The organism is Limnohabitans sp. TS-CS-82 (assembly GCF_002943475.1).
Genome location: NZ_PTQX01000007.1, coordinates 137,888 through 159,864, shown reverse-complemented (window position 1 = coordinate 159,864; position 21,977 = coordinate 137,888). Strand labels below are relative to the sequence as shown.

Genomic DNA, 21,977 nt, shown 5'->3' with positions numbered 1-21,977 from the left:
CAAAGATCTGAGCGTACATGCTGCAAAGCGTCAGGCAAACCCAACGCTTCAAACACGTTAAGCCTTGATTTCGCGCGCCGTGATTTGGTACTTAAACGTGTCCGGTGCGTAAGAGTCTGCGCGACCATCCACCGTCTCAGCCACGGGGTACATCAAGAAGCCCAAGCGGTCTTCTTTGCTGCCGGGCAAGGCCACATCGTGCGCAGTGTTCCAGCCCATCCAGTTGCCTTCCCAGCCGCCGAACAAACGGTTGTACACAGGCTGCACCACAGCGTCGTCGGTGCGTTTGATCCATGTGGGGGTTTCTAGGCGCATCACTTTGGCCACGTCAGCGGGGTCCATCGCCACCCAACCGTGCGCTTGCAAATACACCTCCGCGCGGCAGTGTTGCGCGCCTTTCAAGCTGGCGGGGTTGCCCGACAACTCTTTGTAGCCAAAAGCGGAGGGCACCAAACGAATACCGTACACATCGCGGGCAGGCACGCCGACCGAGCGGCACAGGCCCACAAACAAAGCATTGATGTCGGCGCACTTGCCACCCAAGTTGCCGGTCTCCAACATGGCTTTGATATCGCCCTCGCCGCAGCCGCGGGTCTTGGGTTCACGCCAGGCATTGGCCACCACCCAGTCGTATATGGCGCGTGCTTTTTGTGCGTCGGTCTTTGCGCCTTGCGTGGCTTTGAGGGCCGTGGTGCGCACGATGCCGTCGGTGGGCAACAAATGTGTGGCACGGGTGTAGTAGCGCAAAGTGCCGGCGTCTTCACGTGTGAACGCATGCGCGGTGGGTTTGGCTATGTCCACAAAACGGTTTTGTGTTTGCACGCGGCTGGTCACTTCCACAAACGGTGTGACGCCTGCAGAAAACTCTGTGTAAACCATGCGCGCGCCATCGGTGCCATCGCTCACCATGCGTGAGGTGCCGTTGCTGCTGAAATTACTTTCGAGTGAACGTTGCCAATCCGAGTTGATGCTGGGCACGGGCAACCACACGCGAGAGGCTGCGCCTTTTGAATCGGCCAAGTCCACACGGGTGGTGACTTCAAACGTGCGCCACTGGCCCGCTTGTGGCTCGAAACGGCGAGCTGCTTGAGAAGAATTTTGGGGAGTGGTTTGGGCCAAAGCAAAGCCAGGCACACCTGAGAGGGCGCACGCAGCTGCGGCCCCCTTGAGAAGGGAACGACGCACGAGAGTCATGAAAGAGAGCTCCGAATATTGAGTGAGACCTGTCGGCACATACAAGGCGCATGTGCGAGATGAGACATCTCGCCGCACCCATGTCCCGAAGGCAGGTCACCACGCGCAAAGTGCGCGGGGCGTGCGAATTATCGCTTGGGGGTGGCCGCCTTTGACGGCGCGTTGGTCAGTGAAGCGTTTTGGCGTACTTCGGCTAACCACGCATTGGCCTGCGGTCCGCTCCAGTCCACATCGCCCACCACGCGCCAGCGGGCTTGGCCACTGGGCGCGATGAGGATGGTGGTGGGATACACGGTCACACCCCAACGCTTGGCCAATTCGCCTTTGGCGTCAGAGATGACAGGAAACGTCATGCCCGTGCTTTGCATGTAACGCGACGCACGTGCAGTGGGCTCGCGCACATTGATGGTGAGCACCACGGTGTGTGCATCGCTGATGTCATGCAGAGTTTGCAAGGTGGGCAATTCGTCTTTGCATGGCGCGCACCATGTGGCCCAAAAGTTAAGCACCACCACTTTGCTTGCCAGCTCTGTGGCATTCCACGCCTTGCCTTGCAAATCGATAGCTTCAATTTTGGGCGTGGCCATGTTGGCAGGCCATGCAGATTTATCGAACTGTGCCCATGCCTTAGGGGCCACAAAGCTTGTCAACAACACAGCAAGGCAAACGCCAAGAAAAAGGCCCAACACGGGTTGGGCCTTTGTTTGCATGGCGTGTGAACGTGCGTTCATGCGCATCACAGGCGCTCAGTCACCCAAGCTTGCACGCTGGCCAAAGCCTTGGGCAAAGCTGCAGCATCAGTGCCACCAGCCATCGCCATGTCGGGCTTGCCGCCGCCTTTGCCGCCCACTTGCTGGGCCACAAAGTTGGCCATCTCGCCCGCTTTGACTTTGCCTGTGTTGTCAGCGGTCACGCCTGCAGCGATGTTGACCTTCTCGCCATCCACAGCCGCCAACACGATGACAGCAGACTTCATCTTGTCTTTGAGCTTGTCCATGGTGTCGCGCAAAGTTTTGGCGTCAGCACCGTCGAGCTTGGCCACCAAAAGTTTGGTGCCTTTGATGTCCACAGCTTGGGTGAGCAACTCGTCGCTTTGAGCAGAAGCCACTTTGCCTTTGAGGGCTGACACTTCTTTCTCGAGCGTTTTGACTTGTTCCAGCACTTGGGCCAAACGTGCGTTGAGCTCGGTGGTTGGCGCTTTGAGTGCGCCAGCGGCTTGAGCCACAGAGTCTTCGAGCGATTGCAAATAAGCCAGCGCGTTCGCGCCTGTCACGGCTTCAATGCGGCGCACGCCAGCGGCCACACCACCTTCAGCCACCACTTTGAACAAGCCAATATCGCCTGTGGCTTTGACGTGTGTACCACCGCACAACTCGCGGCTAGAGCCAATGTCGAGCACGCGCACGGTCTCGCCGTACTTCTCGCCAAACAACATCATGGCGCCTGTTTTTTGGGCGGACTCGATGTCCATCACACGCGCTTGTGCCGCGGCGTTGGCCAAAATTTCGGCGTTGACCTTGGCTTCGATCTCGCGAATCTGTGCATCGGTCACGGGTGCGTTGTGCGCAAAGTCAAACCGTGTGCGCTCGGCGTTCACCAAGCTGCCTTTTTGTTGCACGTGGTCGCCCAGTACTTCGCGCAAGGCTTTGTGCATCAAATGGGTGGCAGAGTGGTTGCGCACGGTCGCGGCGCGCACTTGCGTATTGACTTGTGCATCCACGTGGTCGCCCACAGCCAAAGTGCCTTGGGTCAAAGTGCCGTGATGACCATAAACATCGGCTTTGATCTTCAAGGTGTCTTCCACGGCAAAGCTGGCAGAGCCGCTGACCAGCACGCCTGCGTCACCGACTTGGCCGCCGCTCTCGGCGTAGAACGGCGTGGTGTCCAACACCACCACGCCTGCTTGGCCGTGCTTGAGCTCGGCCACAGAGTTGCCATCCAAATACACCGCCACCACTTTTGCAGTCGCTTTGAGATCGTCGTAGCCCACAAACGCATTGCCTGCGCCGGTGTACTCCAAGGCCTTGTCCATCTTGAACTTGCCTGCGGCGCGAGCTTGACTCTTTTGTTTTTCCATCGCAGCGGCAAAGCCTGCTTCGTCCACGCTCAAGCCACGCTCGCGGCACACGTCGGCCGACAAGTCGAGGGGGAAGCCATAGGTGTCGTGCAGCTTGAACGCCACTTCGCCTGGCAACACTTTTGCGCCGCCTTGCAAAGCCGCATCCAAAATTGACATGCCCACTTCGAGGGTTTCAAAGAAGCGTTCTTCTTCGGCCTTCAACACTGACGCAATGCGCTCGGCTTGGCTGGCCATGTTGGGGTAGGCATCGCCCATGAGTTTGACGAGGTCAGGCACGAGCTTGTGGAAGAACGGCTTTTTCTGGCCCAACAAATACCCGTGGCGAATGGCGCGGCGGATGATGCGGCGTTGCACATAGCCACGGCCTTCGTTGCTGGGCACCACGCCGTCGCTCACCAAGAAAGAGGTGGCGCGAATGTGGTCGGCAATCACACGCAGGCTCTTGTGGCCCATGTCGGTGCAACCCGTTTCGCGTGACGCGGCTTTGATGAGGGCATCAAAGATGTCAATTTCGTAGTTGCTATGCACGTGCTGCAAGATGGCAGCCAAGCGCTCGAGGCCCATGCCCGTGTCCACGCAAGGCGCGGGCAAGCGGGTGACGGCACCTGTTTCGTCCATGTTGAACTGCATGAACACGTTGTTCCAAATCTCAATGAAGCGGTCGCCGTCTTCGTCGGGGCTGCCGGGTGGTCCGCCGGGTATGTGGTCGCCGTGGTCGTAAAAGATTTCAGAGCACGGGCCGCAAGGGCCGGTGTCGGCCATCATCCAGAAGTTGTCGCTCTTGTAGCGGCCGCCTTTGTTGTCGCCAATGCGAATCACACGCTCGGGTGGCAGGCCAATTTCTTTGGTCCAAATGTCATAGGCTTCGTCGTCTTCTTGGTAGACAGTGGCCAGCAAACGCTCGGGGGGCAGCTTGTAGACCTCGGTCAACAACTCCCACGCCCACTTCAGTGATTCGCGTTTGAAGTAATCACCAAACGACCAGTTGCCCAGCATTTCGAAGAAGGTGTGGTGGCGGGCGGTGTAGCCCACGTTTTCCAAGTCGTTGTGTTTGCCACCAGCGCGCAAACAGGCCTGCACCGAGGCTGCGCGCACGTAAGAGCGCTTGTCTTCGCCCAAGAACACGTCTTTGAACTGGACCATGCCCGAGTTGGTGAACATCAAGGTGGGGTCGTTGCCCGGCACCAGTGGGCTAGAGGCCACCACGGTGTGGCCTTTGGACTCGAAGAAGTCCAGAAACGTTTTGCGAATATCAGCGACGGTGAATTTGGGTGTAGTCATCCTCAAATTATAGGTTTTGGTGTCACCCCAGAGTCATCGAGGGCACTGGAGCAGCGGTATGCTCTGACTCATCAAATTTGGAGACCCTCATGGACATGAAAACCGAAGGTTTCGCTAAAACGGCGCCCCTTTCTTTGCTCAACGACCCCACACTGCTCAAGACCGATGCATTGATTAACGGCCACTGGGTCAAAGGCGCCAGCCGCTTTGACGTGCATGACCCCGCCACAGGCAAAAAATTAGCCGATGTGGCCAACCTGACCGCCAAAGACGCCGAAGCCGCCCTTGACGCAGCCAATGCAGCCTGGCCCGCTTGGCGCAACAAAACAGGCAAAGAGCGCAGCATCATCTTGCGCAAGTGGTTTGACCTGCTCATGGCTAACCAAGAAGACCTAGGCCGCATCATGACCGCCGAGCAAGGCAAACCGCTGCCGGAAGCCAAAGGCGAAGTGGCCTATGGCGCGAGCTTTGTGGAATGGTTTGCCGAAGAAGCCAAGCGCGTCAACGGCGAAACCCTGCCCCAGTTTGACAACAACCGCCGCTTGATGGTGCTCAAGCAGCCCATCGGCGTGTGCGCCGCCATCACACCGTGGAACTTCCCACTGGCCATGATCACCCGCAAAGTGGCCCCCGCACTGGCTGCCGGCTGCCCCGTGGTCATCAAACCTGCCGAACTGACTCCCCTCACCGCCTTGGCCGCTGCTGAGCTGGCCATTCGCGCGGGCATTCCTGCGGGCGTGGTCAACATCATCACCGCCGACAGCGACAACAGCATTGCGATTGGCAAAGTGTTTTGCAGCAGCGACATCGTGCGCCACATCAGCTTTACGGGCTCCACCGAGGTGGGACGCATCTTGATGGCGCAGTCTGCGCCCAGCATTAAGAAACTGGCTTTGGAGCTGGGCGGCAATGCCCCCTTCATCGTGTTTGACGATGCCGACATTGACAGCGCCGTCGAAGGCGCAATGGCCAGCAAATACCGTAACGCGGGCCAAACCTGCGTGTGCGCCAACCGCATTTACGTGCAAGACGCGGTGTACGACGAGTTTGTTCAAAAATTCTCGGCCAAAGTCAAAACCCTCAAAGTGGGCAACGGCTTTGACGAAGGCGTGGTGCAAGGCCCGCTGATTGAAGACGCAGCCATCGAGAAAGTACAACGCCACGTGCAAGACGCCATCGCCAAAGGCGGCAAGGTCATGGTGGGCGGCCACAAGCTCGACGGCCAGTTCTTTGAACCCACCGTCATCGCCGACGCGCGCGCAGACATGCTGTGCGCCCGCGAAGAAACCTTTGGCCCTTTTGCTCCTGTGTTCCGCTTCTCACACGAGCAAGAAGCTGTGGATGCCGCGAACAACACCGAGTTTGGCTTGGCCAGTTACTTCTACAGCCGCGACATTGGCCGCATTTACCGCGTGAGCGAAGCGCTGGAATACGGCATGGTGGGCATCAACGTCGGTGTGATCGCCACCGAGCATGTGCCGTTTGGTGGCGTGAAGCAATCAGGCCTTGGCCGCGAAGGCTCCAGCCACGGCATGGATGAGTACTTGGAGATGAAATATCTCTGCTTGGGCGACATCCTCAAATAACGACAAAACCTTCGGAAACGTACGGAATACGTGGTTTTACGCTCTAAATGACATTATTGATATATACAATATCGATATTACTTACCTATGCAAACAAAGGCATATCTATCATGGAATCCAAACAAATCTATCTGCGTTTTCTCAACCTCATTCACGCATTGGATGGCGGAGAGAACGCACCTGCGATGGACTTGGATGCCAAGAAACTGTTGGAAGTAATCGCTGTGCGTCACGGCCAAGAAAAGCCTTTGACAGTGACCGATGCCATGGGGTTGAACAGCATTGCCTCCCCTGCCACCATTCATCGCAAGCTCGATCAATTGCGTGAGTTGGGCATGATTGACACCGTGTTTGAAGGCAAAAACCGCCGCACCAAATACTTGGTGCCAACACAAGCTGCCCAGGCTTACTTCGACCAAGTTGGAAAAGTCATGGCACAAGCGCTCGCACAAGCCTAAACCTACACTGCGCTCACCCAACAAAAACAGCATCCCTAGCGGATGCTGTTTTGCATTCAGCGAACGCTGTTCTCACATCTTTTCTTGATTTTGTCGGTTGTGATACGGCGGCAATACTTCATGTCGTTCTCGACTTTGCCCATACATAGATTGAGCAAATCGTTGCCACCTATTTTTTGGCAATGTGATTTGTCATTGGTATCAATGGCGCGGCAGTAGTTGGCTTTGTCTTTGTCCTTGATGTCGTTGCAGCTCTGCGCAGAGGCCCACATGGGCAACAACACAGACAAGCAGATACAAATTTTTGTGAATGTTTTCATGCAATGCTCCCTCTATCAAATACAAACTATTTGAAATGTTAGTCTAGATCTACACACACCTACAATCCAAGCTAATGCGGGTGTCGTTCAATGGTAGGACTCTTGCTTCCCAAGCAAATAACGCGGGTTCGATTCCCGTCATCCGCTCCAAATAAAAAGCCCGCTGGCTCTCGCTAGCGGGCTTTTGCTTGAGATGCTCTCGCATCTCGGCAAGTGAATTACTTGACCAACAGCACAGGCTTCTTGCAGGTTGCCATGACGCGTTGCGCCACAGAACCCAACAGCATGTCAACCAAGCCACTGCGGCCTTTTGAGCCCATGACCACCAGGTCAAACTTTTTGTCTGCGGCGTTAGAAATCACTTCAGCCACATGACCTGTTTGGATGATGCTGTCGTGCTTGACGCCAGCTTTGACCAACACGGCCAAAGCAGATTTGAGTTCTTTGTCGCTCAATTCACGCAAGTAATCAGCAACGCCTTCTTTGCCCACGAACTGTTGCGCATGGCGCAAGCCTTGGTCATCGTGCACGTTGATCAAGGTGATGCGATCTTCTGTGCGAAAGTTGGAAGCCAACTTCACGGCGTACTTGACCGCGTTCAAAGAAGATTTAGAACCGTCAACTGCAACCAAAATTTTCATGGTGTTTCCCCTTGTTATGAATGGCTCAAGTTTAGCGTGCCATTCACAGCAAAGTCACGCCAGTCTTGCTTTGCAAGAATTCACGGGTAACGCCCGGGGCAAGCTCAATGACCTTCAAGCCTTCAGGCACCACGTCCATCACCGCGAGGTCGGTGATGATGCGATCCACCACGCCCACGCCTGTCAACGGCAGTGTGCAATGGGGCAAGATTTTCAAATCTTCAGTGCCATCTTTTTTCTTGGCCACGTGTTCCATCAAGATGATCACGCGCTTGACGCCCGCGACCAAGTCCATCGCGCCGCCCATGCCTTTGATCATCTTGCCGGGAATCATCCAGTTGGCCAAATCGCCCTTCTCGCTCACTTGCATCGCGCCAAGGATGGAGAGGTTGATCTTGCCGCCACGAATCATGGCGAACGATTGGTCGCTGCCAAAAATCGCAGAGCCTTTGATGGTGGTCACGGTTTGTTTGCCTGCGTTGATGAGGTCGGCGTCGACTTCGTCTTCGTAGGGGAACGGGCCAATGCCGAGCATGCCGTTCTCGCTTTGCAGCCACACTTCCACGTGGTCTGGCACGTGGTTGGCCACCAGGGTAGGAATGCCAATGCCGAGGTTTACGTAAAAACCGTCTTGCAGTTCGCTTGCCGCACGTGCGGCCATTTCGTCTTGAGTCCAAGCCATGGTGGTGTCCTTATTTACGGTCGCGGGTGGTGCGCTTTTCAATGCGCTTCTCGGGCGTGGGGTTGTGCACGATGCGGTGCACGTAAATGCCGGGCAAGTGAATGTCGTCAGGGGCCAGTTCGCCCGTGGCTACGATGCGTTCAACTTCCACCACACAAATTCGGCCAGCGGTGGCAGCAGCGGGGTTGAAGTTGCGTGCGGTCATGTTGAAGCGCAGATTGCCTGAGCGGTCAGCCACATCGGCTTTGATGAGCGAGATTTCTGGCACGAGTGAGCGTTCCATCACGTAGGTCTCGCCGTCGAAGTCGCGCAGTTCTTTGCCTTCGGCCACCAAGGTGCCCACACCGGTTTTGGTGAAGAAGGCAGGAATGCCAGCACCACCAGCGCGCAGCTTTTCAGCCAAGGTGCCTTGTGGTGTGAATTCCAACTCCAACTCGCCAGAAAGGTATTGGCGTTCAAACTCTTTGTTCTCGCCCACGTAGCTGGAAATCATTTTTTTGATTTGACGGGTTTCGAGCAACTTGCCCAAACCAAAGCCGTCAACACCAGCGTTGTTAGAGATGACGGTCAAGTCCTTCACACCGCTGTCGCGCAAAGCGTCAATCAGGGCTTCAGGAATGCCACACAAACCAAAACCACCCACAGCCATCAGTTGGCCGTCGGCCACGATGTCTTTGAGTGCTTCAGCAGCAGAAGGAAAAACTTTGTTCAAGGGATGCTCCAGTCAAAGTACAACAGAATGGCATTACGATACTACGTAACCAACTACGTAGTTCTTCGTAAGCACAGACCCCTTAAAGCCTTCCCGATGATTGATTACCGCCAAGCCTTTGACCTCGCCCCCGTCGGCCTCGTGCTGTCGCGCAACCGCACGATGGTGGACTGCAACCAACACGTGTGCGACATGTTTGGCACCACACGCGAGCAGCTGATTGGCCAGTCGTTTCAGGTGCTCTACCCCAGCGCGGATGAGTACGAGCGCACAGGCGCACGCATCAAACTCAGCCTCAACGCCAAGGGGCTGTACGCCGATGACCGCCTGATGAAACGCATCGATGGCCGCATGAAAGGCGAGCCGTTTTGGTGTCATGTGACAGGACGCGCCTTGAACTTGGATTCACCCCACGAAGCAGGCATTTGGAGTTTTGAAGACCTCAGTGCCACACGCCCCGTTCGGGCCGAACTCACAGCGCGTGAGCGCGAAGTGGCAGCCTTTTTGATGGAGGGCATGACCTCCAAAGAAATTGGCCGAGCGCTGGGCATCAGCCACCGCACGGTGGAAATTTACCGCGCCAAGCTGATGCGCAAATACAAAGCCTCGACCACGGCAGACTTGGTGCACAAGTTGGTCGTAGGCTAAACAGCGCATGCGCTGTCGCCCAAAGATGCGTCCTTAAGCTTGAGGCGCGTCCACCACCTCAGCAGCAGCCCTGAAACCTTCGACTGCCGTAGGCACGCCGCAATAAATGGCGGCATGCAACAACACCTCTTGCAACTCTTCTTTCGTCGCGCCGTTGTTGAGTGCACCACGCACATGGCCTTTGAGCTCGTGCGTTTTACCCAACGCAGTGAGCATGGCCACCGTGATAAGGCTTCGGGTTTTCAAATCCAAACCATCGCGCTGCCACGTATCGCCCCAAGCGGCACGTGTGATGTGGTGCTGCATGGGCAAGGTGAAATCGCTAGCCCCTGCAAATGCCTTGTCCACGAAAGGTTGGCCCATCACTTGGGTGCGCTTAGCCAAACCTTTTTCAAAAGCAGCGTCTGTGGGATGGGTGTGTTGGTCTGTCATGTGGGTTCCTCAAATTTGAATTCACGCCAAGGATAATCGCCCAAACCAACACAACCTTGGAGACGACTGCATGAGCCGCTACCCCGCCCCAGCGCTGGAAAACTTGCCCGAAGACCTGCGCACCAAAATTTTGGAGGTGCAAGAAAAAGCTGGGTTTGTGCCCAACGTGTTCTTAGGTCTAGCCCGCCGCCCCGCTGAATGGCGCGCCTTCTTTGCGTACCACGATGCGTTGATGGTGCCGGAGTCGGTGGGACGCGAGAGCAACCTCACCAAAGGTGACCGCGAAATGATCGTCACCACCACCAGCGCTGCCAACAACTGCTTGTATTGCGTGGTGGCACACGGCGCTATTTTGCGCATCTACGAAAAGAAACCCTTGGTCGCCGATCAAGTGGCGGTGAACTACCGCAAGGCCGACATCACCCCACGTCAACGTGCCATGCTCGACTTCGCCATGAAGGTATGCCAGCACAGCGATCTGATTGACGAGGCAGACTTTGCCCCCTTGCATGCGCATGGCTTCAACGACGAAGACATTTGGGACATTGCGGCCATCACCGCGTTTTTTGGCTTGAGTAATCGCATCGCCAGCTTCAGCGGCATGATGCCCAACCCTGAGTTTTACTTGATGGGCCGCGTGCCCAAACAAAAATAAATGCAATGCCGCAGCGGATGTGGCGCGTGTTGCATCGCGCCCTCCATCACCAGCGCCCTGCCCGGTATGCCACATGGCAAACCGGCGGGTGTGCCCTGTGTGCAATTGCTGCCTGACATGCGCTGCGCGGTGTTTGGTAAGCCTGAGCGCCCCGCTTTTTGTGGCGGCTTGCAGCCCTCGGCTGACATGTGCGGCGCGAACCGCGAAACCGCATTGCTCTGGCTCACGCAGTTGGATGCGGCCACAGCACCCTCAGCGTTTTGAAACCATTCAGGGTGTGACCATCTCGCGCAACCACGCGGGTAAGTCCACCGCTTTTTGTTTGGGGAAGTCCACCCAAATGGTGGTGGCCCCGCCTGCGGCGTAAATCACGCCGGGGTTGGCGGCTTGCTCCATCGTGGCCCACGTCTCAAACGTGGTACGAGCGGGGTCACTGGTGTACATCTTCACCAACACATCGCCTGGGTATTCGAGCTGTTTGTAAAAATTACAAAATGCATTCACAACCACAGGGCCTTCCCCCTCGGGCCCTGGTGCAGCGTTGAACTGGTGCAACCAATCGACACGCGCAATTTCGAGGTAACGAAAGTAAATCGTGTTGTTGATGTGGCCCATCGCATCCATGTCGCCCCAACGCATGGGAATGGTGCATTCGTACACCAGCTTTTTGTTTTCAGGAATTTCGTATCTCATAGTACAAACCCGTCGTCGGCCGAAATGATCGCGCCGTTGATGAAAGAACTCTCCGCGCTCGCCAGCAGCACCAACAGCGCATCTAAATCGTGTGGATGACCCACACGCTTGCGAGGCAACATGCTCACCAGTTTTTGGCCTTGTTCGGTGGCCCACATGTGTTCATTCATTTCGGTGCTGATGTAGCCAGGGCAAATCGCGTTCACGTTGATGCCAAAACGCCCCCACTCCAAAGCCATTGCCTTGGTCATTTGAATCACCGCCGCTTTGCTCATGGCATAGGGTGCAATTTGTGGCAAGGCTTTCAAGCCCACCACCGAAGCAATGTTGATGATGCGCCCACCAGTGTAGGTGCCCGGCGCAGCGCCCTTAGCGCGGGCCAACATGCGCTTGCCCACTTCTTGCGCCACAAAGAACGAACCTTTCACATTGGTGTTGAACGTGAAATCGAAGTCCTCTTCCGTCACGTCTTGCACGCGCTGGGTGGTGCTCACGCCTGAGTTGTTGACCAAGATATCAATGCTGCCCACCTCGGTCTCGGCATGGGCCACCGCAGATTGAATGCTGCCTAAAGTAGTCACATCCAAGCTCACCACATGGGCGTCACCGCCTTCGGCTTGAATTTCGGCACGCAGCTCTTTGAGCTTTTCCATGCGGCGACTGGCCAGCACCACGGCAGCGCCTGCGCGTGACAAGGTGCGGGCGAATTGCGCCCCCAAACCACTGGATGCACCGGTGACCAAGGCCACGCGGCCTGACAAATCCATGCTGTACGCCATGTAAGCCTCCTGAATGTTGAGTTATTTCATTATGACAAGTGCGTCTATGACAGGCCCTAAAATCTGTCTCACCTCTGACAACAGACTGAGACAAACGAAATGACACAAGAAGAAATCCTCGCCCAGTTCGGCCCACGTGAAGCCATGGAATACGACGTGGTCGTGATTGGTGGCGGCCCCGGTGGTTTGGCCACGGCCATCCGCATCAAACAGCTCGCGGCTGAAAAAGGCAACGATGTTTCAGTCGTCGTGCTGGAAAAAGGTTCTGAGCCTGGCGCACACATTTTGTCGGGCGCGGTGATGGACCCCAAGGCCATGACCGAACTCATCCCCAACTGGAAAGAACTCGGCTGCCCGTTGAACCAAGAAGTCACGGGCGACGATGTGTTGTTCCTCAGCGAAACAGGCACCAAGCGCACCCCCGATTGGTTGCTGCCCCGCAACTTCCACAACGATGGCTGCTATGTGGTGTCACTCAGCAACGTGGTGAAGTGGATGGCGGCACATGCTGAATCGATTGGCGTGGAAATCTTCCCAGGCTTCACGGCGGCTGAAGTGCTTTACAACGATGACGGTTCCGTTAAAGGCGTGGCCACTGGCAACCTCGGCGTGGGCAAAGACGGCGAGCCCACCGACAACTTCCAGCTCGGCATGGAACTGCACGCCAAGTACACCATCTTCGCCGAAGGCGCACGTGGTCACTTGGGCAAACAAGTCATTGCCAAATACAACTTGGCCGAAGGCCGCGACCCACAAAGCTATGCCATCGGCATCAAAGAGCTGTGGGAGGTCGACCCATCCAAAGCCAAGCCCGGTTTGGTGGTCCACACCTCTGGCTGGCCCATGCAAGACGACGCCTTTGGCGGCGGCTTTTTGTACCACCTCGAAGACAACAAAGTCACCCTCGGTTTTGTACTCGGCCTCGACTACAAAAACCCATGGCTCAGCCCCTTTGAAGAAATGCAACGCTGGAAAACACACCCAGCCATTGCAGCCCATCTCGAAGGTGCCAAACGCATTGGTTACGGCGCACGCGCCATCAACAACGGCACGCCACAAGCTTTGCCCAAGACCGTGTTCCCAGGCGGCGCACTGATTGGTTGCGATGCTGGCTACTTGAATGCTGCCCGTATCAAAGGCAGCCACGCCGCCATCAAGAGCGGCATGTTGGCTGCGGATGCTGCTTTTGATGCGGTGTCGGCTGGTCGCGCCAACGATGAGCTGAGCGCCTACCCCGCTGCGTTTGAAAAGAGCTGGCTGAGCAAAGAGCTCAACCAATACCGCAACTTCAAACTGTGGTTCAAAAAAGGCATGTTGATCGGTACGTTGATGACCGGCATCGAGCAATGGCTGTTGCCCAAGCTCGGCATCGACACGCCACCTTGGACGTTGCATGGCAGCAAGCCCGACCATGTGAGCTTGGAGCCTGCGGCACAACACGCCCAAATCAACTATCCCAAGCCAGACGGCAAGCTCACGTTTGACCGCTTGAGCAGCGTGTTCATCAGCAACACCAACCACGAAGAAAACCAACCCGCGCACTTGACGCTCAAAGACGCGTCTGTGCCGGTGAACATCAACCTCGCCAAATTCGCTGGTCCTGAAAGCCGCTATTGCCCTGCTGGTGTGTACGAGTTTGTGAAGAACGACGACAACACCGACCGCTTGCAAATCAACGCGCAAAACTGCGTGCACTGCAAGACCTGCGACATCAAAGACCCGACACAAAACATCGTGTGGGTCACGCCTGAAGGCGGTGGCGGCCCCAACTACAGCGGCATGTAAAGACTATGAACAAATATCACGCAGAACACACCTGGGTGCGCATCGAAGGCGACACCGCTTTGGTGGGCATCACCCAACACGCACAAGACACGCTGGGCGACATCGTGTTTGTTGACTTCGCAGACATCGGCAAAACATTTGCACAAGGCACAGTGGCCGGTGTGGTCGAGTCGGTCAAAGCCGCCGCTGACGTGCACATGCCTGCAAGTGTGGAAATCATCGAACAAAACGAAGCCTTGCGCGCCGACCCATCCCTCGCCAACAGCGACCCTGAAGGTGCGGGTTGGTTTTACAAGGTCAAGCTCAGCAATGCGGCTGAGTTGGACAGCTTGATGGATGCTGCGGCTTATCAGGCCATTGCTGGCTGAGTTCGCTGTTACTTCTTTGACGTGGCGCTGCTTGGGTTAGGCAGCGCCGCCCTCCTCAGAGACTTCGTCACGATTGCGTCGGTCGGCGCAGCCTAACCCAAGCAGTTTGTGTGCGTCGCGTTTAAAGCGCCTGCCCTAACCGAGCAATCCCCTCATTGATCTTCTCCACGTCCGCCGTGGCAAAGCTCAAACGAATCGCAGTCGTGTCGGGGTTGCTTGCAAAGAATGGTGCGCCTGGCACAAAAGCCACGCCTTTTTCAATGGCGCGTTTGGCTAGTTCGCTGCCGTCTTTCACTTTGCCACCTGCGCCTGTGAGGTTGGCCCAGAAGAACAAGCCGCCTTGGGGCTGGGTGAACGTCAAGGCATCGCCCAGCTCACGCTTCAAAGCTTCGCCCATGGCCTGTGCGCGCTCGGCATACACGCTGCGCACATGCGCCAAGGTGGCGGGCATGCGGCCTGCTTTGAGGTAGTGCGCGGCGGTGGCTTGCGCAAAAGTAGAGGTGTGTGCATCACTGAACTGCTTGCACATGGTGGCACGGGCCAACAGCTCGGGCGGTGCAATCATCCAGCCCACGCGCAGGCCAGGCGACAACACTTTGCTGAGCGAGCCGCAGTGAATCAACCACTCACGGCTGCCCGGCACTTGATCGATCAAAGCGAGCAAAGATGGTGGCGGCGCTTCGCCAAAGTACAGGTCGCCATAAGGGTCGTCTTCGACCACCACGGTTTTGTATTTCACAGCGAGTTCGAGCACGCGCAGGCGGCGCTCAAGGCTGAGCGTGGCACCACTTGGATTGCCAAAGGTGGGGATGAGGTACACAAGCTTTGGCTTGTGTTGCACCATCATTTCTTCGAGCTTGTCGATTTGCACGCCGTGCGCGTCGATGGGCACGCCCACCACTTGCGGGCCGTACAAACGGAAGCACTGAATGGTGGCCAAGAAGGTGGGGCCTTCAACCAAGGCCACGTCGCCGGGGTTGAGCAAAGTTTTGGCAATCAAGTCCAACGCTTGTTGGCTGCCGGTGGTGACGATGAGGCCGTTGGCGTCTAAGCCCTTCACGCCTTTGCTGGACATGAACGCGGCGAGTTGTTCGCGCAAGGGTTGGTAGCCTTCGGTCGCGCCGTATTGCAGGGCGGCGCCTGGCTCTTGGGTCAATGCGGCTTCGCTGGCTTCACGAATGCCTTGCACATCAAACATGGCGCTGTCGGGAAAGCCACCGGCAAAGCTGATGATGCCGGGCTTGCCCAGCAGTTTGAACAGTTCACGAATGGCGGAGGTTTCAACGTTGTTGAGGCGGTCAGCAAACTTCATAGTTGAGGGCATAGCGTGGGGAATAATGGACGGATGAAAACACAGCACATTGAGCCTTTTTTCGCGACGCTGAAAGCAGCCAATCCGCAGCCCAATACCGAGTTGGAATATACCAGCGTGTTCGAGTTGTTGGCCGCTGTGCTGCTGAGTGCCCAAGCCACCGATGTGGGTGTGAACAAGGCCACGCGGCGCTTGTTTCCGGTGGCCAATACGCCGCAACAAATTTTGGACCTTGGCCTAGAAGGCCTTGAGCGCTACATCAAGACGATTGGCCTGTACCACAGCAAAGCCAAACACCTGATGCAAACCTGCCGCATCTTGGTGGAGCAACACCAAGGCGTTATTCCCCGAACGCGTGAGGCGCTCGAAGCACTTCCAGGTGTCGGTCGCAAAACGGCCAACGTGGTGCTGAACGTAGCCTTTGGCGAGCCCACCATGGCGGTAGACACGCACATCTTCCGCGTGGGCAACCGCACGGGCTTGGCCCCAGGAAAAACACCGCTGGCGGTAGAGATGCAACTGATGAAGCGCATCCCTGCTGAGTACCTCGTCGATGCCCACCATTGGCTCATCTTGCATGGCCGCTATGTGTGCCAAGCGCGTAAACCACTGTGCTGGCAATGTGGCGTGTATGAGTTTTGTAGCTTCAAGCCAAAGACAACAAAGCCCTAGGAAGAATCACATAAAAAAGGCCACCCTTGGGTGGCCTTTGGCTGGACGCATTGCGTCAGTCTGCGGACACACCCGCTTTGCGGATCACAGGACCCCACTTGTTGATTTCCAACTTGAGGTGGTCTTTCAAACCATCGGCTGTCATCTTGTCAGCTGACGGAATATCAGAGCTCAGGTCCGTCAGGCGCTGTTTGATCGTGGCGTCAGCCATGGCAAAGCGCAATGCTGTATTGATTTTTTTCAGTACAGGTGCAGGCGTGCCTTTGGGTGCGTACATGCCATGCCACACCTTCACTTCAAAGCCCTTCAAACCCTGCTCATCCATCGTGGGCACGTTGGGCAATGCAGCCAAGCGCTTCAAGGTGGTTACACCGAACACTTTGACGCGTCCATCTTTAATCATGGGAACTGTTTGCGTGGTTTGGTCGCACAAGATGTCCACTTGCCCACCCAGCAAATCGTTCATGGCAGGGCCTGTGCCTTTGTAAGGAATGGTGTTGATGTTCACACCAATCGCACTCTTAAACATCAAGCCACACAAATTGGAAACAGCGCCCAAGCCAGCATCGGCCATCGACACTTTGCTTTCATTCGCTTTGATATAGGCAATAAGTTCTTGCAAGTTGTTAGCAGGAATGTCTTTGCGCGCAATCAAAGTCATGGGCACATCCAGCACTTGGCCGATGTATTCAAAGTCTGTCAACGGATCGAAGTTGAGTTTGTTGTACAGCGCAGGCGCTGTCGACATGCCCATGTGATGCAAAAAGATGGTGTAACCATTAGGTGCCGCACGCGCCACTTTGGTAGCGCCAATCGTGCCGCCAGCACCATTGACGTTTTCCACCACCACGGGTTGCCCCAAAGACGCCCCCATGGGAATGGCCATCATGCGAGCCACGACATCTGTGGGGCCGCCTGCAGCAAACGGCACCACCAAAGTGATGGATTTTTCTGGATATTTGCTAGGCTGAGCTTGCGCCCATCCTGCAGCCACAGCGGCTGTCAACACCAAAATTTGAGCGAATCGTTTCATCTTTGTCTCCTGTTTTATCAATCAAACACCATCAAATATCACCGAATATCGGCGAACCAACTGTCGCCCGCGCGCCACCTCACTCTGGCGCATGGCTTCATGTCACGCGGCTGTGCAAATCCACTTGCCGAAGAACTGACTTGGCCAACATCACGACAGGGCGATCGACCATTTTTCCGTTGAGCTGCACCACACCGCCATTAGCTGCATGGTCAGCAGCCACCACAGCTTGGGCATGCGCAATCTCTTGCGCTGATGGCTGAAAGCCATGAATCACGGCATCCACCTGCGTGGGATGAATACACAACTTGGCTTGAAAACCCAAACGTTTGCCACGCAAGATATCAGCTTGCAATTGATCTTGCGAGTCAATTTGCACAGTCACACCGTCTATCGGAGCGGCAATGTCAGCCAAGCGGCTAGCCAGCAGCATTTGGTGTCGTACCGGCAACAGCTCTATCTCATCAGGTCCACACTGCATGCCAAAACTGAACTGCAAATCAATGTTGCCCAAAGACAAGCGCAAGGTGTTCTGGTGGGCAGCAATCGCCTTGACTTGGTCCACGCCTCGCGCACTTTCAATCATCGGAATCAACAAAGGAGTGAACGACAGCGCATCCGCCACAGAAGACAACTGCTCAGGAGACTCAGCTTTAGGCAGCATGATGTGATGAATACCCAGCTCATCCATTAAGCGCAAGTCATCTTCTAAAAATGGCGTGCCACAAGCATTCACACGCACAACAATCCGCTCGGGGCATTGCTGCAACCACGGCATCAACTCAAGGCGAATGGCATCACGCGCCACGTCTTTTTCAGACAAAGGAACGGCGTCCTCCAAATCGACAATCACTGCGTGCGCGCGGGTAGCCAACGACTTCGCGAAGCGGTCGGGCCGGTTGGCTGGCACAAACAAAAATGCTTGTGCAAAAGACAGGGGATGCGTCATGTCAACAAGGTTTCCATGCGTGGCGCTTGGGTCACAGACCACAGCTTGGCAATGACTGCGCGCATTTCTGCTTCGGTAGCCGACTGGCTGTACGTCGCCAAACGAATCGCTTTGCTCTCAATTTCGTCACGCGACAACGTGTTTCCGGGATCGCCTTTGGGCTCATCCACACGCCCTTGCAACACACGCCCATCGGTGGTGGTGACGGTGACTTTGCCAATCCAACGTTGTGGATAAGCCGTATCCACCTCAACATCCAGCACCATCTCAACTTTGTCTCGCAAAGCAACGATGGCTGCATCTTTGAAATGTGCATCAAACTCAGCCAAACCTGCATGCTCGTATTGCGCGACCAAGGCCAACACAGTGCCCATGCTGAACTTGCTTTGGTGCACGGTGCTCGGATCCACCACAGGGCCCAATACGTCAATGGCTCCCTGGTGCACATGGGTCACCACCTTTGCAATATCACTGAGCTTGAGATGATGTGCCTTGACCACTTGCAGCAAAGCATCTGCTGCTGGATGGGTATGTCGACAAGAGGCGTGGTACTTGAAGGAGGTTTCCACTGTGGTCCAACGGGTCCCCAAACCATCGGTGAGCTTGCGCACATCAGCATCGGTGGACATGCCCAGCGCCATACCTTGAGCACCTTCCAAAATGCACTTAGCACCTGTGAAGCCTTGCTTGGCCAAATAGGCCGACATCAGACCCGTGCCTGCGGCATGCGCGGTGTGCAGTTGTTTAGAGTCTGCAGCGTCACGCAAAAACTCCCACAGACCCGCAGCTTGCGTACCCGCAGAACCGAATGCATGATTCATCTGCTCAGGTGTGAGCTTGAGCAAACGCCCCACAGCGGCAGCGGCAGCCACACCACCCGCGGTGCCCGTGGTGTGGAAAATTCGGTAGTGTGAACGTCCCAAAAATTCGCCGACTCGAATACCCACTTCGTAGCCAGCAACGCAAGCCACCAAAAATTCTTCGCCACTCGCACCTATGGCTTGCGCAACCGCCAGGGCGGGCGAAAACACGACTGTGGCGGGATGAAACACCGAACCGTTATGCACATCGTCTTGTTCCACCACATGTGAAGCTGCGGCGTTGGCCATGGCAGCCATATAAGGCGATGAAGAGCGGCGGTTAAACAGAATTTCTGAAGGGCCGCTGGCAGGCCCCATGTCCATCACAAATTGGGTCAATGTTTCCACCGCGCGAGCGCCCTTACCTGCTACGGCAGAACCAAACCAGTCGACCAACAGGTCTTCGGTTTTGCGAAGCACATGCGCGGGAATGTCTTTGGCTTCAAGCTGAGCAGCAAAAGCAGCCAATGCCGCTGTGCCTGTCAATGTGGTGTTACTCATCGCGTCACTCCCAATTCTTTGAGGATGGCCTCCGTGTGTTCACCCACGCGAGGGATGGCACCCATGCGGTAATCAAATGCAGTTTGTTGACCAGGCGGCAACAAAGCTGGCAGCTCACCGGCAGGTGAATCCACCGTAGTCCAGCGATGTCGGGCTTTGAGCTGCGGATGCGCCCACAAGTCGGCCATGGTGTTCATGCGCGCATTGGCAATGGGGGCTGCTTCCAAACGTGCCATCACTTCGGCTGTGGTGAGCTTGGCAAACACATCCAAGATCAAAGCTTGCAAGGCATTTCGGTTTTGGTTGCGTTTGGCGTTGCTGTCAAAGCGCGTGTCATGCACCAGCTCGGGTTGCTCAAGTACGCAATCACAAAATTTCACCCACTCACGCTCGTTTTGCAGGCCGAGCATCACCGTACCGCCATCACCCGCTGCAAACGGACCATAGGGATAAATCGTGGCGTGCGCCGCGGCATTGCGTGGCGGGGGCGACGCGTCGTCCATGGCGTAGTACATGGGAAAGCCCATCCACTCGCCCAAAGCTTCGAGCATGGACACATCGATGTGCGAGCCCTCGCCCGTTTTATCGCGTTGAATCAGCGCCGACAAAATGTTGGTGTAGGCATACATGCCAGCGGCAATGTCAGCAATCGAGTTACCGCTCTTGCTGGGATGCTCTGGCGTACCGGTAATACTCAAAAATCCCGCCTCGCTTTGAATCAACAAGTCGTAAGCTTTTTTATCTCGGTAAGGGCCATCGTTGCCGTAGCCCGAGATGTCACACACGATGAGTCGTGGATTTTCGGAGCGCAAGGTGGCTGCATCTAGCCCCATACGGCCTGTGGCACCTGGGGCTAGGTTTTGCACGAGGACATCGGCCTTGGCAATGAGTTGTTTAAGGACAGCCAAATCTTGCGGATCTTTGAGGTCCAGCGCCAAACTTTCTTTGGAGCGATTCACCCACACAAAGTGAGACGACTCACCTCTTGCACGTTGGTCATAAGCACGCGCAAAGTCTCCTGCACCCGGACGTTCTACTTTAATCACGCGTGCACCCAAGTCTGCCAATTGACGGGTGCAAAACGGTGCCGCAATGGCGTGCTCTAAAGACACCACGGTGATGTGGTCGAGAGGTCGAACTTTTGTTGTGGTCATAGCGACGCCCTCAGAATGAACGCGGCAAACCGAGGATGTGCTCGGCCACGTAGCTGAAGATCATGTTGGTCGAAATCGGCGCTACCTGATACAAGCGCGTTTCGCGAAACTTGCGCTCAATGTCGTACTCACACGCAAAACCAAAGCCGCCGTGCGTTTGTAGGCAAACGTTGGCAGCTTCCCAGCTGGCCTTGGCCGCGAGGTACTTAGCCATGTTGGCTTCTGCACCCGCGTTTTGCATGGCATCAATTTTTTCGCAAGCTTTCCAACGCATCAGGTTCGCCGCTTCGAGTTCGATGAAGGCATCTGCAATTGGAAACTGCACGCCTTGGTTCTGACCAATCGGGCGACCAAACACCACGCGTTCGTTGGCATATTTACGCGCACGGTCGATGAACCAGTAGCCGTCGCCAATACACTCGGCCGCAATCAAGGTGCGCTCGGCGTTCAAGCCATCGAGCAGGGTCTTGAAGCCCTTCCCTTCTTCGCCCAGTAGTGCATCTTCTGGAATTTCGAGGTTGTCAAAAAACAGTTCGTTGGTTTCGTGGTTCACCATGTTCAAAATTGGACGCACGGTCAGTCCGTTTCCGATCGCTGTTTTCAAATCAATCAGAAAACAAGACAAGCCTTCGGAGCGCTTGGTCACTTGGTCAGCGGGCGTGGTGCGTGCTAACAAAATCATCAAATCGCTGTGCTGTATGCGCGAAATCCAAACCTTCTGCCCGTTGATGACCCAACGGCCATCTTTTTTCACCGCAGTGGTTTTGAGCTTGGTGGTGTCGCTGCCAGTAGTTGGCTCGGTGACGCCCATGGATTGAATGCGTAATTCTCCAGTGGCGATCTTGGGTAAAAATTTATCTTTTTGCGCTTGCGATCCACCGCGCACGATCGAGTTCATCACATACATCTGGCCGTGGCAGGCGCCAGAGTTGCCACCAGAACGGTTGATCTCTTCCATGATGACCGAGGCCTCGGCCATGGTCAGGCCTGAACCACCGTACTCTTGTGGAATGAGCGCAGCCATCCAACCTGCCTTGGTAAGTGCGTCAACAAAGGCTTCCGGGTAGCCGCGTTGTTCATCCACTTTGCGGTGGTATTCGTCAGGAAACTGGGCGCAGAGGTCGCGCACAGCGTCGCGGATATCTTGGTATTGATCGTGGTGATTCAGCATGGCAATTTCTA

24 protein-coding genes and 1 tRNA gene are annotated in these 21,977 nt (G+C 55.9%); 9 read left to right on the top strand and 16 right to left on the bottom strand.

Annotated elements, in window-relative coordinates:
- Positions 1-57: 57 nt before the first annotated feature.
- From C5F52_RS15355 to alaS, 3 genes are all read right to left on the bottom strand, one after another.
- Complete coding sequence (locus tag C5F52_RS15355; protein WP_104799236.1) at positions 58-1,194, bottom strand: transglutaminase-like domain-containing protein; 1,137 nt, start codon at positions 1,192-1,194, stop codon at positions 58-60.
- A gap of 128 nt (positions 1,195-1,322) precedes the next feature.
- A complete protein-coding gene (locus tag C5F52_RS15350) occupies positions 1,323-1,925 on the bottom strand; it encodes a TlpA disulfide reductase family protein (RefSeq protein ID WP_161499711.1) in 603 nt (200 codons plus the stop codon).
- A gap of 5 nt (positions 1,926-1,930) precedes the next feature.
- Positions 1,931-4,555, bottom strand: coding sequence for an alanine--tRNA ligase (gene alaS / locus C5F52_RS15345; protein ID WP_104799234.1), 2,625 nt, complete (start codon positions 4,553-4,555; stop codon positions 1,931-1,933).
- A gap of 89 nt (positions 4,556-4,644) precedes the next feature.
- Here alaS and C5F52_RS15340 point away from each other — a divergent pair, with 89 nt between their 5' ends.
- Together C5F52_RS15340 and C5F52_RS15335 are read left to right on the top strand one after the other, a co-directional pair.
- Positions 4,645-6,141 (top strand): NAD-dependent succinate-semialdehyde dehydrogenase, encoded by a 1,497-nt coding sequence (locus tag C5F52_RS15340; RefSeq protein WP_236657886.1) that lies wholly within the window; start codon positions 4,645-4,647, stop codon positions 6,139-6,141.
- A gap of 110 nt (positions 6,142-6,251) precedes the next feature.
- Positions 6,252-6,599: a hypothetical protein gene (locus C5F52_RS15335; RefSeq protein WP_104799233.1), complete on the top strand. Its 348-nt coding sequence runs from the start codon at positions 6,252-6,254 to the stop codon at positions 6,597-6,599.
- Between the two features lie 56 nt (positions 6,600-6,655).
- Here C5F52_RS15335 and C5F52_RS15330 read toward each other — a convergent pair whose 3' ends face one another.
- Positions 6,656-6,919: a hypothetical protein gene (locus tag C5F52_RS15330; protein WP_104799232.1), complete on the bottom strand. Its 264-nt coding sequence runs from the start codon at positions 6,917-6,919 to the stop codon at positions 6,656-6,658.
- 76 nt (positions 6,920-6,995) lie between these two features.
- Between C5F52_RS15330 and C5F52_RS15325 the strand changes: the two genes are divergently transcribed.
- Positions 6,996-7,069, top strand: a tRNA-Gly gene (locus C5F52_RS15325).
- Between the two features lie 68 nt (positions 7,070-7,137).
- On the opposite strand, the gene C5F52_RS15320 is transcribed toward C5F52_RS15325, so the two are convergent.
- From C5F52_RS15320 to C5F52_RS15310, 3 genes are read right to left on the bottom strand one after another with little or no spacing between them, the layout of a single operon-like run.
- Complete coding sequence (locus tag C5F52_RS15320; RefSeq protein WP_104799231.1) at positions 7,138-7,560, bottom strand: universal stress protein; 423 nt, start codon at positions 7,558-7,560, stop codon at positions 7,138-7,140.
- A 43-nt stretch (positions 7,561-7,603) separates the two neighbouring features.
- Positions 7,604-8,242, bottom strand: coding sequence for a 3-oxoacid CoA-transferase subunit B (locus C5F52_RS15315; protein ID WP_104799230.1), 639 nt, complete (start codon positions 8,240-8,242; stop codon positions 7,604-7,606).
- A gap of 10 nt (positions 8,243-8,252) precedes the next feature.
- Positions 8,253-8,954: a CoA transferase subunit A gene (locus C5F52_RS15310; protein ID WP_104799229.1), complete on the bottom strand. Its 702-nt coding sequence runs from the start codon at positions 8,952-8,954 to the stop codon at positions 8,253-8,255.
- Positions 8,955-9,050: 96 nt separating this feature from the next.
- On the opposite strand from C5F52_RS15310, the gene C5F52_RS15305 reads away from it, so the two are divergent.
- Positions 9,051-9,602, top strand: coding sequence for a PAS and helix-turn-helix domain-containing protein (locus tag C5F52_RS15305; protein WP_104799228.1), 552 nt, complete (start codon positions 9,051-9,053; stop codon positions 9,600-9,602).
- Positions 9,603-9,635: 33 nt separating this feature from the next.
- Here C5F52_RS15305 and C5F52_RS15300 read toward each other — a convergent pair whose 3' ends face one another.
- Positions 9,636-10,034 carry a carboxymuconolactone decarboxylase family protein gene (locus C5F52_RS15300; protein ID WP_104799227.1) on the bottom strand — a complete coding sequence of 133 codons (399 nt, stop codon included), beginning with the start codon at positions 10,032-10,034 and terminating at the stop codon, positions 9,636-9,638.
- A 70-nt stretch (positions 10,035-10,104) separates the two neighbouring features.
- Between C5F52_RS15300 and C5F52_RS15295 the strand changes: the two genes are divergently transcribed.
- Together C5F52_RS15295 and C5F52_RS15290 are read left to right on the top strand one after the other, a co-directional pair.
- Positions 10,105-10,689 (top strand): peroxidase-related enzyme, encoded by a 585-nt coding sequence (locus C5F52_RS15295; protein ID WP_104799226.1) that lies wholly within the window; start codon positions 10,105-10,107, stop codon positions 10,687-10,689.
- Entirely contained in the window at positions 10,690-10,953 is a 264-nt protein-coding gene (locus tag C5F52_RS15290; RefSeq protein WP_104799225.1) for a YkgJ family cysteine cluster protein, read from the top strand.
- Between the two features lie 6 nt (positions 10,954-10,959).
- Here the strand turns inward: C5F52_RS15290 and C5F52_RS15285 are convergent, their stop codons facing one another.
- Positions 10,960-11,382: a thioesterase family protein gene (locus C5F52_RS15285; RefSeq protein ID WP_104799224.1), complete on the bottom strand. Its 423-nt coding sequence runs from the start codon at positions 11,380-11,382 to the stop codon at positions 10,960-10,962.
- Positions 11,379-12,161 (bottom strand): SDR family oxidoreductase, encoded by a 783-nt coding sequence (locus C5F52_RS15280; RefSeq protein ID WP_104799223.1) that lies wholly within the window; start codon positions 12,159-12,161, stop codon positions 11,379-11,381. Before C5F52_RS15280 ends, C5F52_RS15285 begins: the two co-directional genes overlap by 4 nt.
- 99 nt (positions 12,162-12,260) lie before the next feature.
- Between C5F52_RS15280 and C5F52_RS15275 the strand changes: the two genes are divergently transcribed.
- Positions 12,261-13,946 (top strand): electron transfer flavoprotein-ubiquinone oxidoreductase, encoded by a 1,686-nt coding sequence (locus C5F52_RS15275; protein WP_104799222.1) that lies wholly within the window; start codon positions 12,261-12,263, stop codon positions 13,944-13,946.
- A gap of 5 nt (positions 13,947-13,951) precedes the next feature.
- Positions 13,952-14,314, top strand: coding sequence for a glycine cleavage system protein GcvH (gene gcvH, locus C5F52_RS15270; protein WP_104799221.1), 363 nt, complete (start codon positions 13,952-13,954; stop codon positions 14,312-14,314).
- 121 nt (positions 14,315-14,435) lie between these two features.
- On the opposite strand, the gene C5F52_RS15265 is transcribed toward gcvH, so the two are convergent.
- On the bottom strand, positions 14,436-15,626 hold the full coding sequence (locus C5F52_RS15265) for a PLP-dependent aminotransferase family protein (protein ID WP_104799220.1): 1,191 nt from the start codon (positions 15,624-15,626) through the stop codon (positions 14,436-14,438).
- Between the two features lie 33 nt (positions 15,627-15,659).
- Here C5F52_RS15265 and nth point away from each other — a divergent pair, with 33 nt between their 5' ends.
- Positions 15,660-16,298 carry an endonuclease III gene (gene nth / locus C5F52_RS15260; protein ID WP_104799219.1) on the top strand — a complete coding sequence of 213 codons (639 nt, stop codon included), beginning with the start codon at positions 15,660-15,662 and terminating at the stop codon, positions 16,296-16,298.
- 55 nt (positions 16,299-16,353) lie between these two features.
- On the opposite strand, the gene C5F52_RS15255 is transcribed toward nth, so the two are convergent.
- The 5 genes from C5F52_RS15255 to C5F52_RS15235 form a co-directional block, all read right to left on the bottom strand.
- Entirely contained in the window at positions 16,354-17,331 is a 978-nt protein-coding gene (locus tag C5F52_RS15255; protein WP_104799218.1) for a tripartite tricarboxylate transporter substrate-binding protein, read from the bottom strand.
- 97 nt (positions 17,332-17,428) lie between these two features.
- Positions 17,429-18,280, bottom strand: coding sequence for a CoA ester lyase (locus C5F52_RS15250; protein ID WP_104799217.1), 852 nt, complete (start codon positions 18,278-18,280; stop codon positions 17,429-17,431).
- The gene (locus C5F52_RS15245) at positions 18,277-19,641 is read right to left on the bottom strand and encodes an MmgE/PrpD family protein (RefSeq protein ID WP_104799216.1); all 1,365 of its coding nucleotides are present in this window, start codon (positions 19,639-19,641) and stop codon (positions 18,277-18,279) included. The genes C5F52_RS15250 and C5F52_RS15245 overlap by 4 nt, the downstream gene beginning before the upstream one ends.
- Positions 19,638-20,795: a CaiB/BaiF CoA-transferase family protein gene (locus tag C5F52_RS15240; RefSeq protein ID WP_104799215.1), complete on the bottom strand. Its 1,158-nt coding sequence runs from the start codon at positions 20,793-20,795 to the stop codon at positions 19,638-19,640. Before C5F52_RS15240 ends, C5F52_RS15245 begins: the two co-directional genes overlap by 4 nt.
- Before the next feature lie 10 nt (positions 20,796-20,805).
- Positions 20,806-21,966 (bottom strand): acyl-CoA dehydrogenase family protein, encoded by a 1,161-nt coding sequence (locus tag C5F52_RS15235; protein WP_201747029.1) that lies wholly within the window; start codon positions 21,964-21,966, stop codon positions 20,806-20,808.
- Between the last annotated feature and the right edge of the window lie 11 nt (positions 21,967-21,977).

Bases quoted from the DNA above. Each gene is read 5' to 3' on its own strand.
- C5F52_RS15290 (WP_104799225.1), top strand. From the start codon at position 10,690: ATGCAATGCCGCAGCGGATGTGGCGCGTGTTGCATCGCGCCCTCCATC.
- C5F52_RS15355 (WP_104799236.1), bottom strand. From the start codon at position 1,194: ATGACTCTCGTGCGTCGTTCCCTTCTCAAGGGGGCCGCAGCTGCGTGC.
- C5F52_RS15235 (WP_201747029.1), bottom strand. From the start codon at position 21,966: ATGCTGAATCACCACGATCAATACCAAGATATCCGCGACGCTGTGCGC.
- C5F52_RS15275 (WP_104799222.1), top strand. From the start codon at position 12,261: ATGACACAAGAAGAAATCCTCGCCCAGTTCGGCCCACGTGAAGCCATG.
- C5F52_RS15245 (WP_104799216.1), bottom strand. From the start codon at position 19,641: ATGAGTAACACCACATTGACAGGCACAGCGGCATTGGCTGCTTTTGCT.
- nth (WP_104799219.1), top strand. From the start codon at position 15,660: ATGAAAACACAGCACATTGAGCCTTTTTTCGCGACGCTGAAAGCAGCC.
- C5F52_RS15295 (WP_104799226.1), top strand. From the start codon at position 10,105: ATGAGCCGCTACCCCGCCCCAGCGCTGGAAAACTTGCCCGAAGACCTG.
- C5F52_RS15335 (WP_104799233.1), top strand. From the start codon at position 6,252: ATGGAATCCAAACAAATCTATCTGCGTTTTCTCAACCTCATTCACGCA.
- C5F52_RS15330 (WP_104799232.1), bottom strand. From the start codon at position 6,919: ATGAAAACATTCACAAAAATTTGTATCTGCTTGTCTGTGTTGTTGCCC.
- C5F52_RS15320 (WP_104799231.1), bottom strand. From the start codon at position 7,560: ATGAAAATTTTGGTTGCAGTTGACGGTTCTAAATCTTCTTTGAACGCG.
- C5F52_RS15300 (WP_104799227.1), bottom strand. From the start codon at position 10,034: ATGACAGACCAACACACCCATCCCACAGACGCTGCTTTTGAAAAAGGT.
- C5F52_RS15240 (WP_104799215.1), bottom strand. From the start codon at position 20,795: ATGACCACAACAAAAGTTCGACCTCTCGACCACATCACCGTGGTGTCT.
- C5F52_RS15250 (WP_104799217.1), bottom strand. From the start codon at position 18,280: ATGACGCATCCCCTGTCTTTTGCACAAGCATTTTTGTTTGTGCCAGCC.
- C5F52_RS15285 (WP_104799224.1), bottom strand. From the start codon at position 11,382: ATGAGATACGAAATTCCTGAAAACAAAAAGCTGGTGTACGAATGCACC.
- C5F52_RS15305 (WP_104799228.1), top strand. From the start codon at position 9,051: ATGATTGATTACCGCCAAGCCTTTGACCTCGCCCCCGTCGGCCTCGTG.
- C5F52_RS15255 (WP_104799218.1), bottom strand. From the start codon at position 17,331: ATGAAACGATTCGCTCAAATTTTGGTGTTGACAGCCGCTGTGGCTGCA.
- gcvH (WP_104799221.1), top strand. From the start codon at position 13,952: ATGAACAAATATCACGCAGAACACACCTGGGTGCGCATCGAAGGCGAC.
- C5F52_RS15340 (WP_236657886.1), top strand. From the start codon at position 4,645: ATGGACATGAAAACCGAAGGTTTCGCTAAAACGGCGCCCCTTTCTTTG.
- C5F52_RS15280 (WP_104799223.1), bottom strand. From the start codon at position 12,161: ATGGCGTACAGCATGGATTTGTCAGGCCGCGTGGCCTTGGTCACCGGT.
- C5F52_RS15350 (WP_161499711.1), bottom strand. From the start codon at position 1,925: ATGAACGCACGTTCACACGCCATGCAAACAAAGGCCCAACCCGTGTTG.
- C5F52_RS15265 (WP_104799220.1), bottom strand. From the start codon at position 15,626: ATGAAGTTTGCTGACCGCCTCAACAACGTTGAAACCTCCGCCATTCGT.
- C5F52_RS15315 (WP_104799230.1), bottom strand. From the start codon at position 8,242: ATGGCTTGGACTCAAGACGAAATGGCCGCACGTGCGGCAAGCGAACTG.
- alaS (WP_104799234.1), bottom strand. From the start codon at position 4,555: ATGACTACACCCAAATTCACCGTCGCTGATATTCGCAAAACGTTTCTG.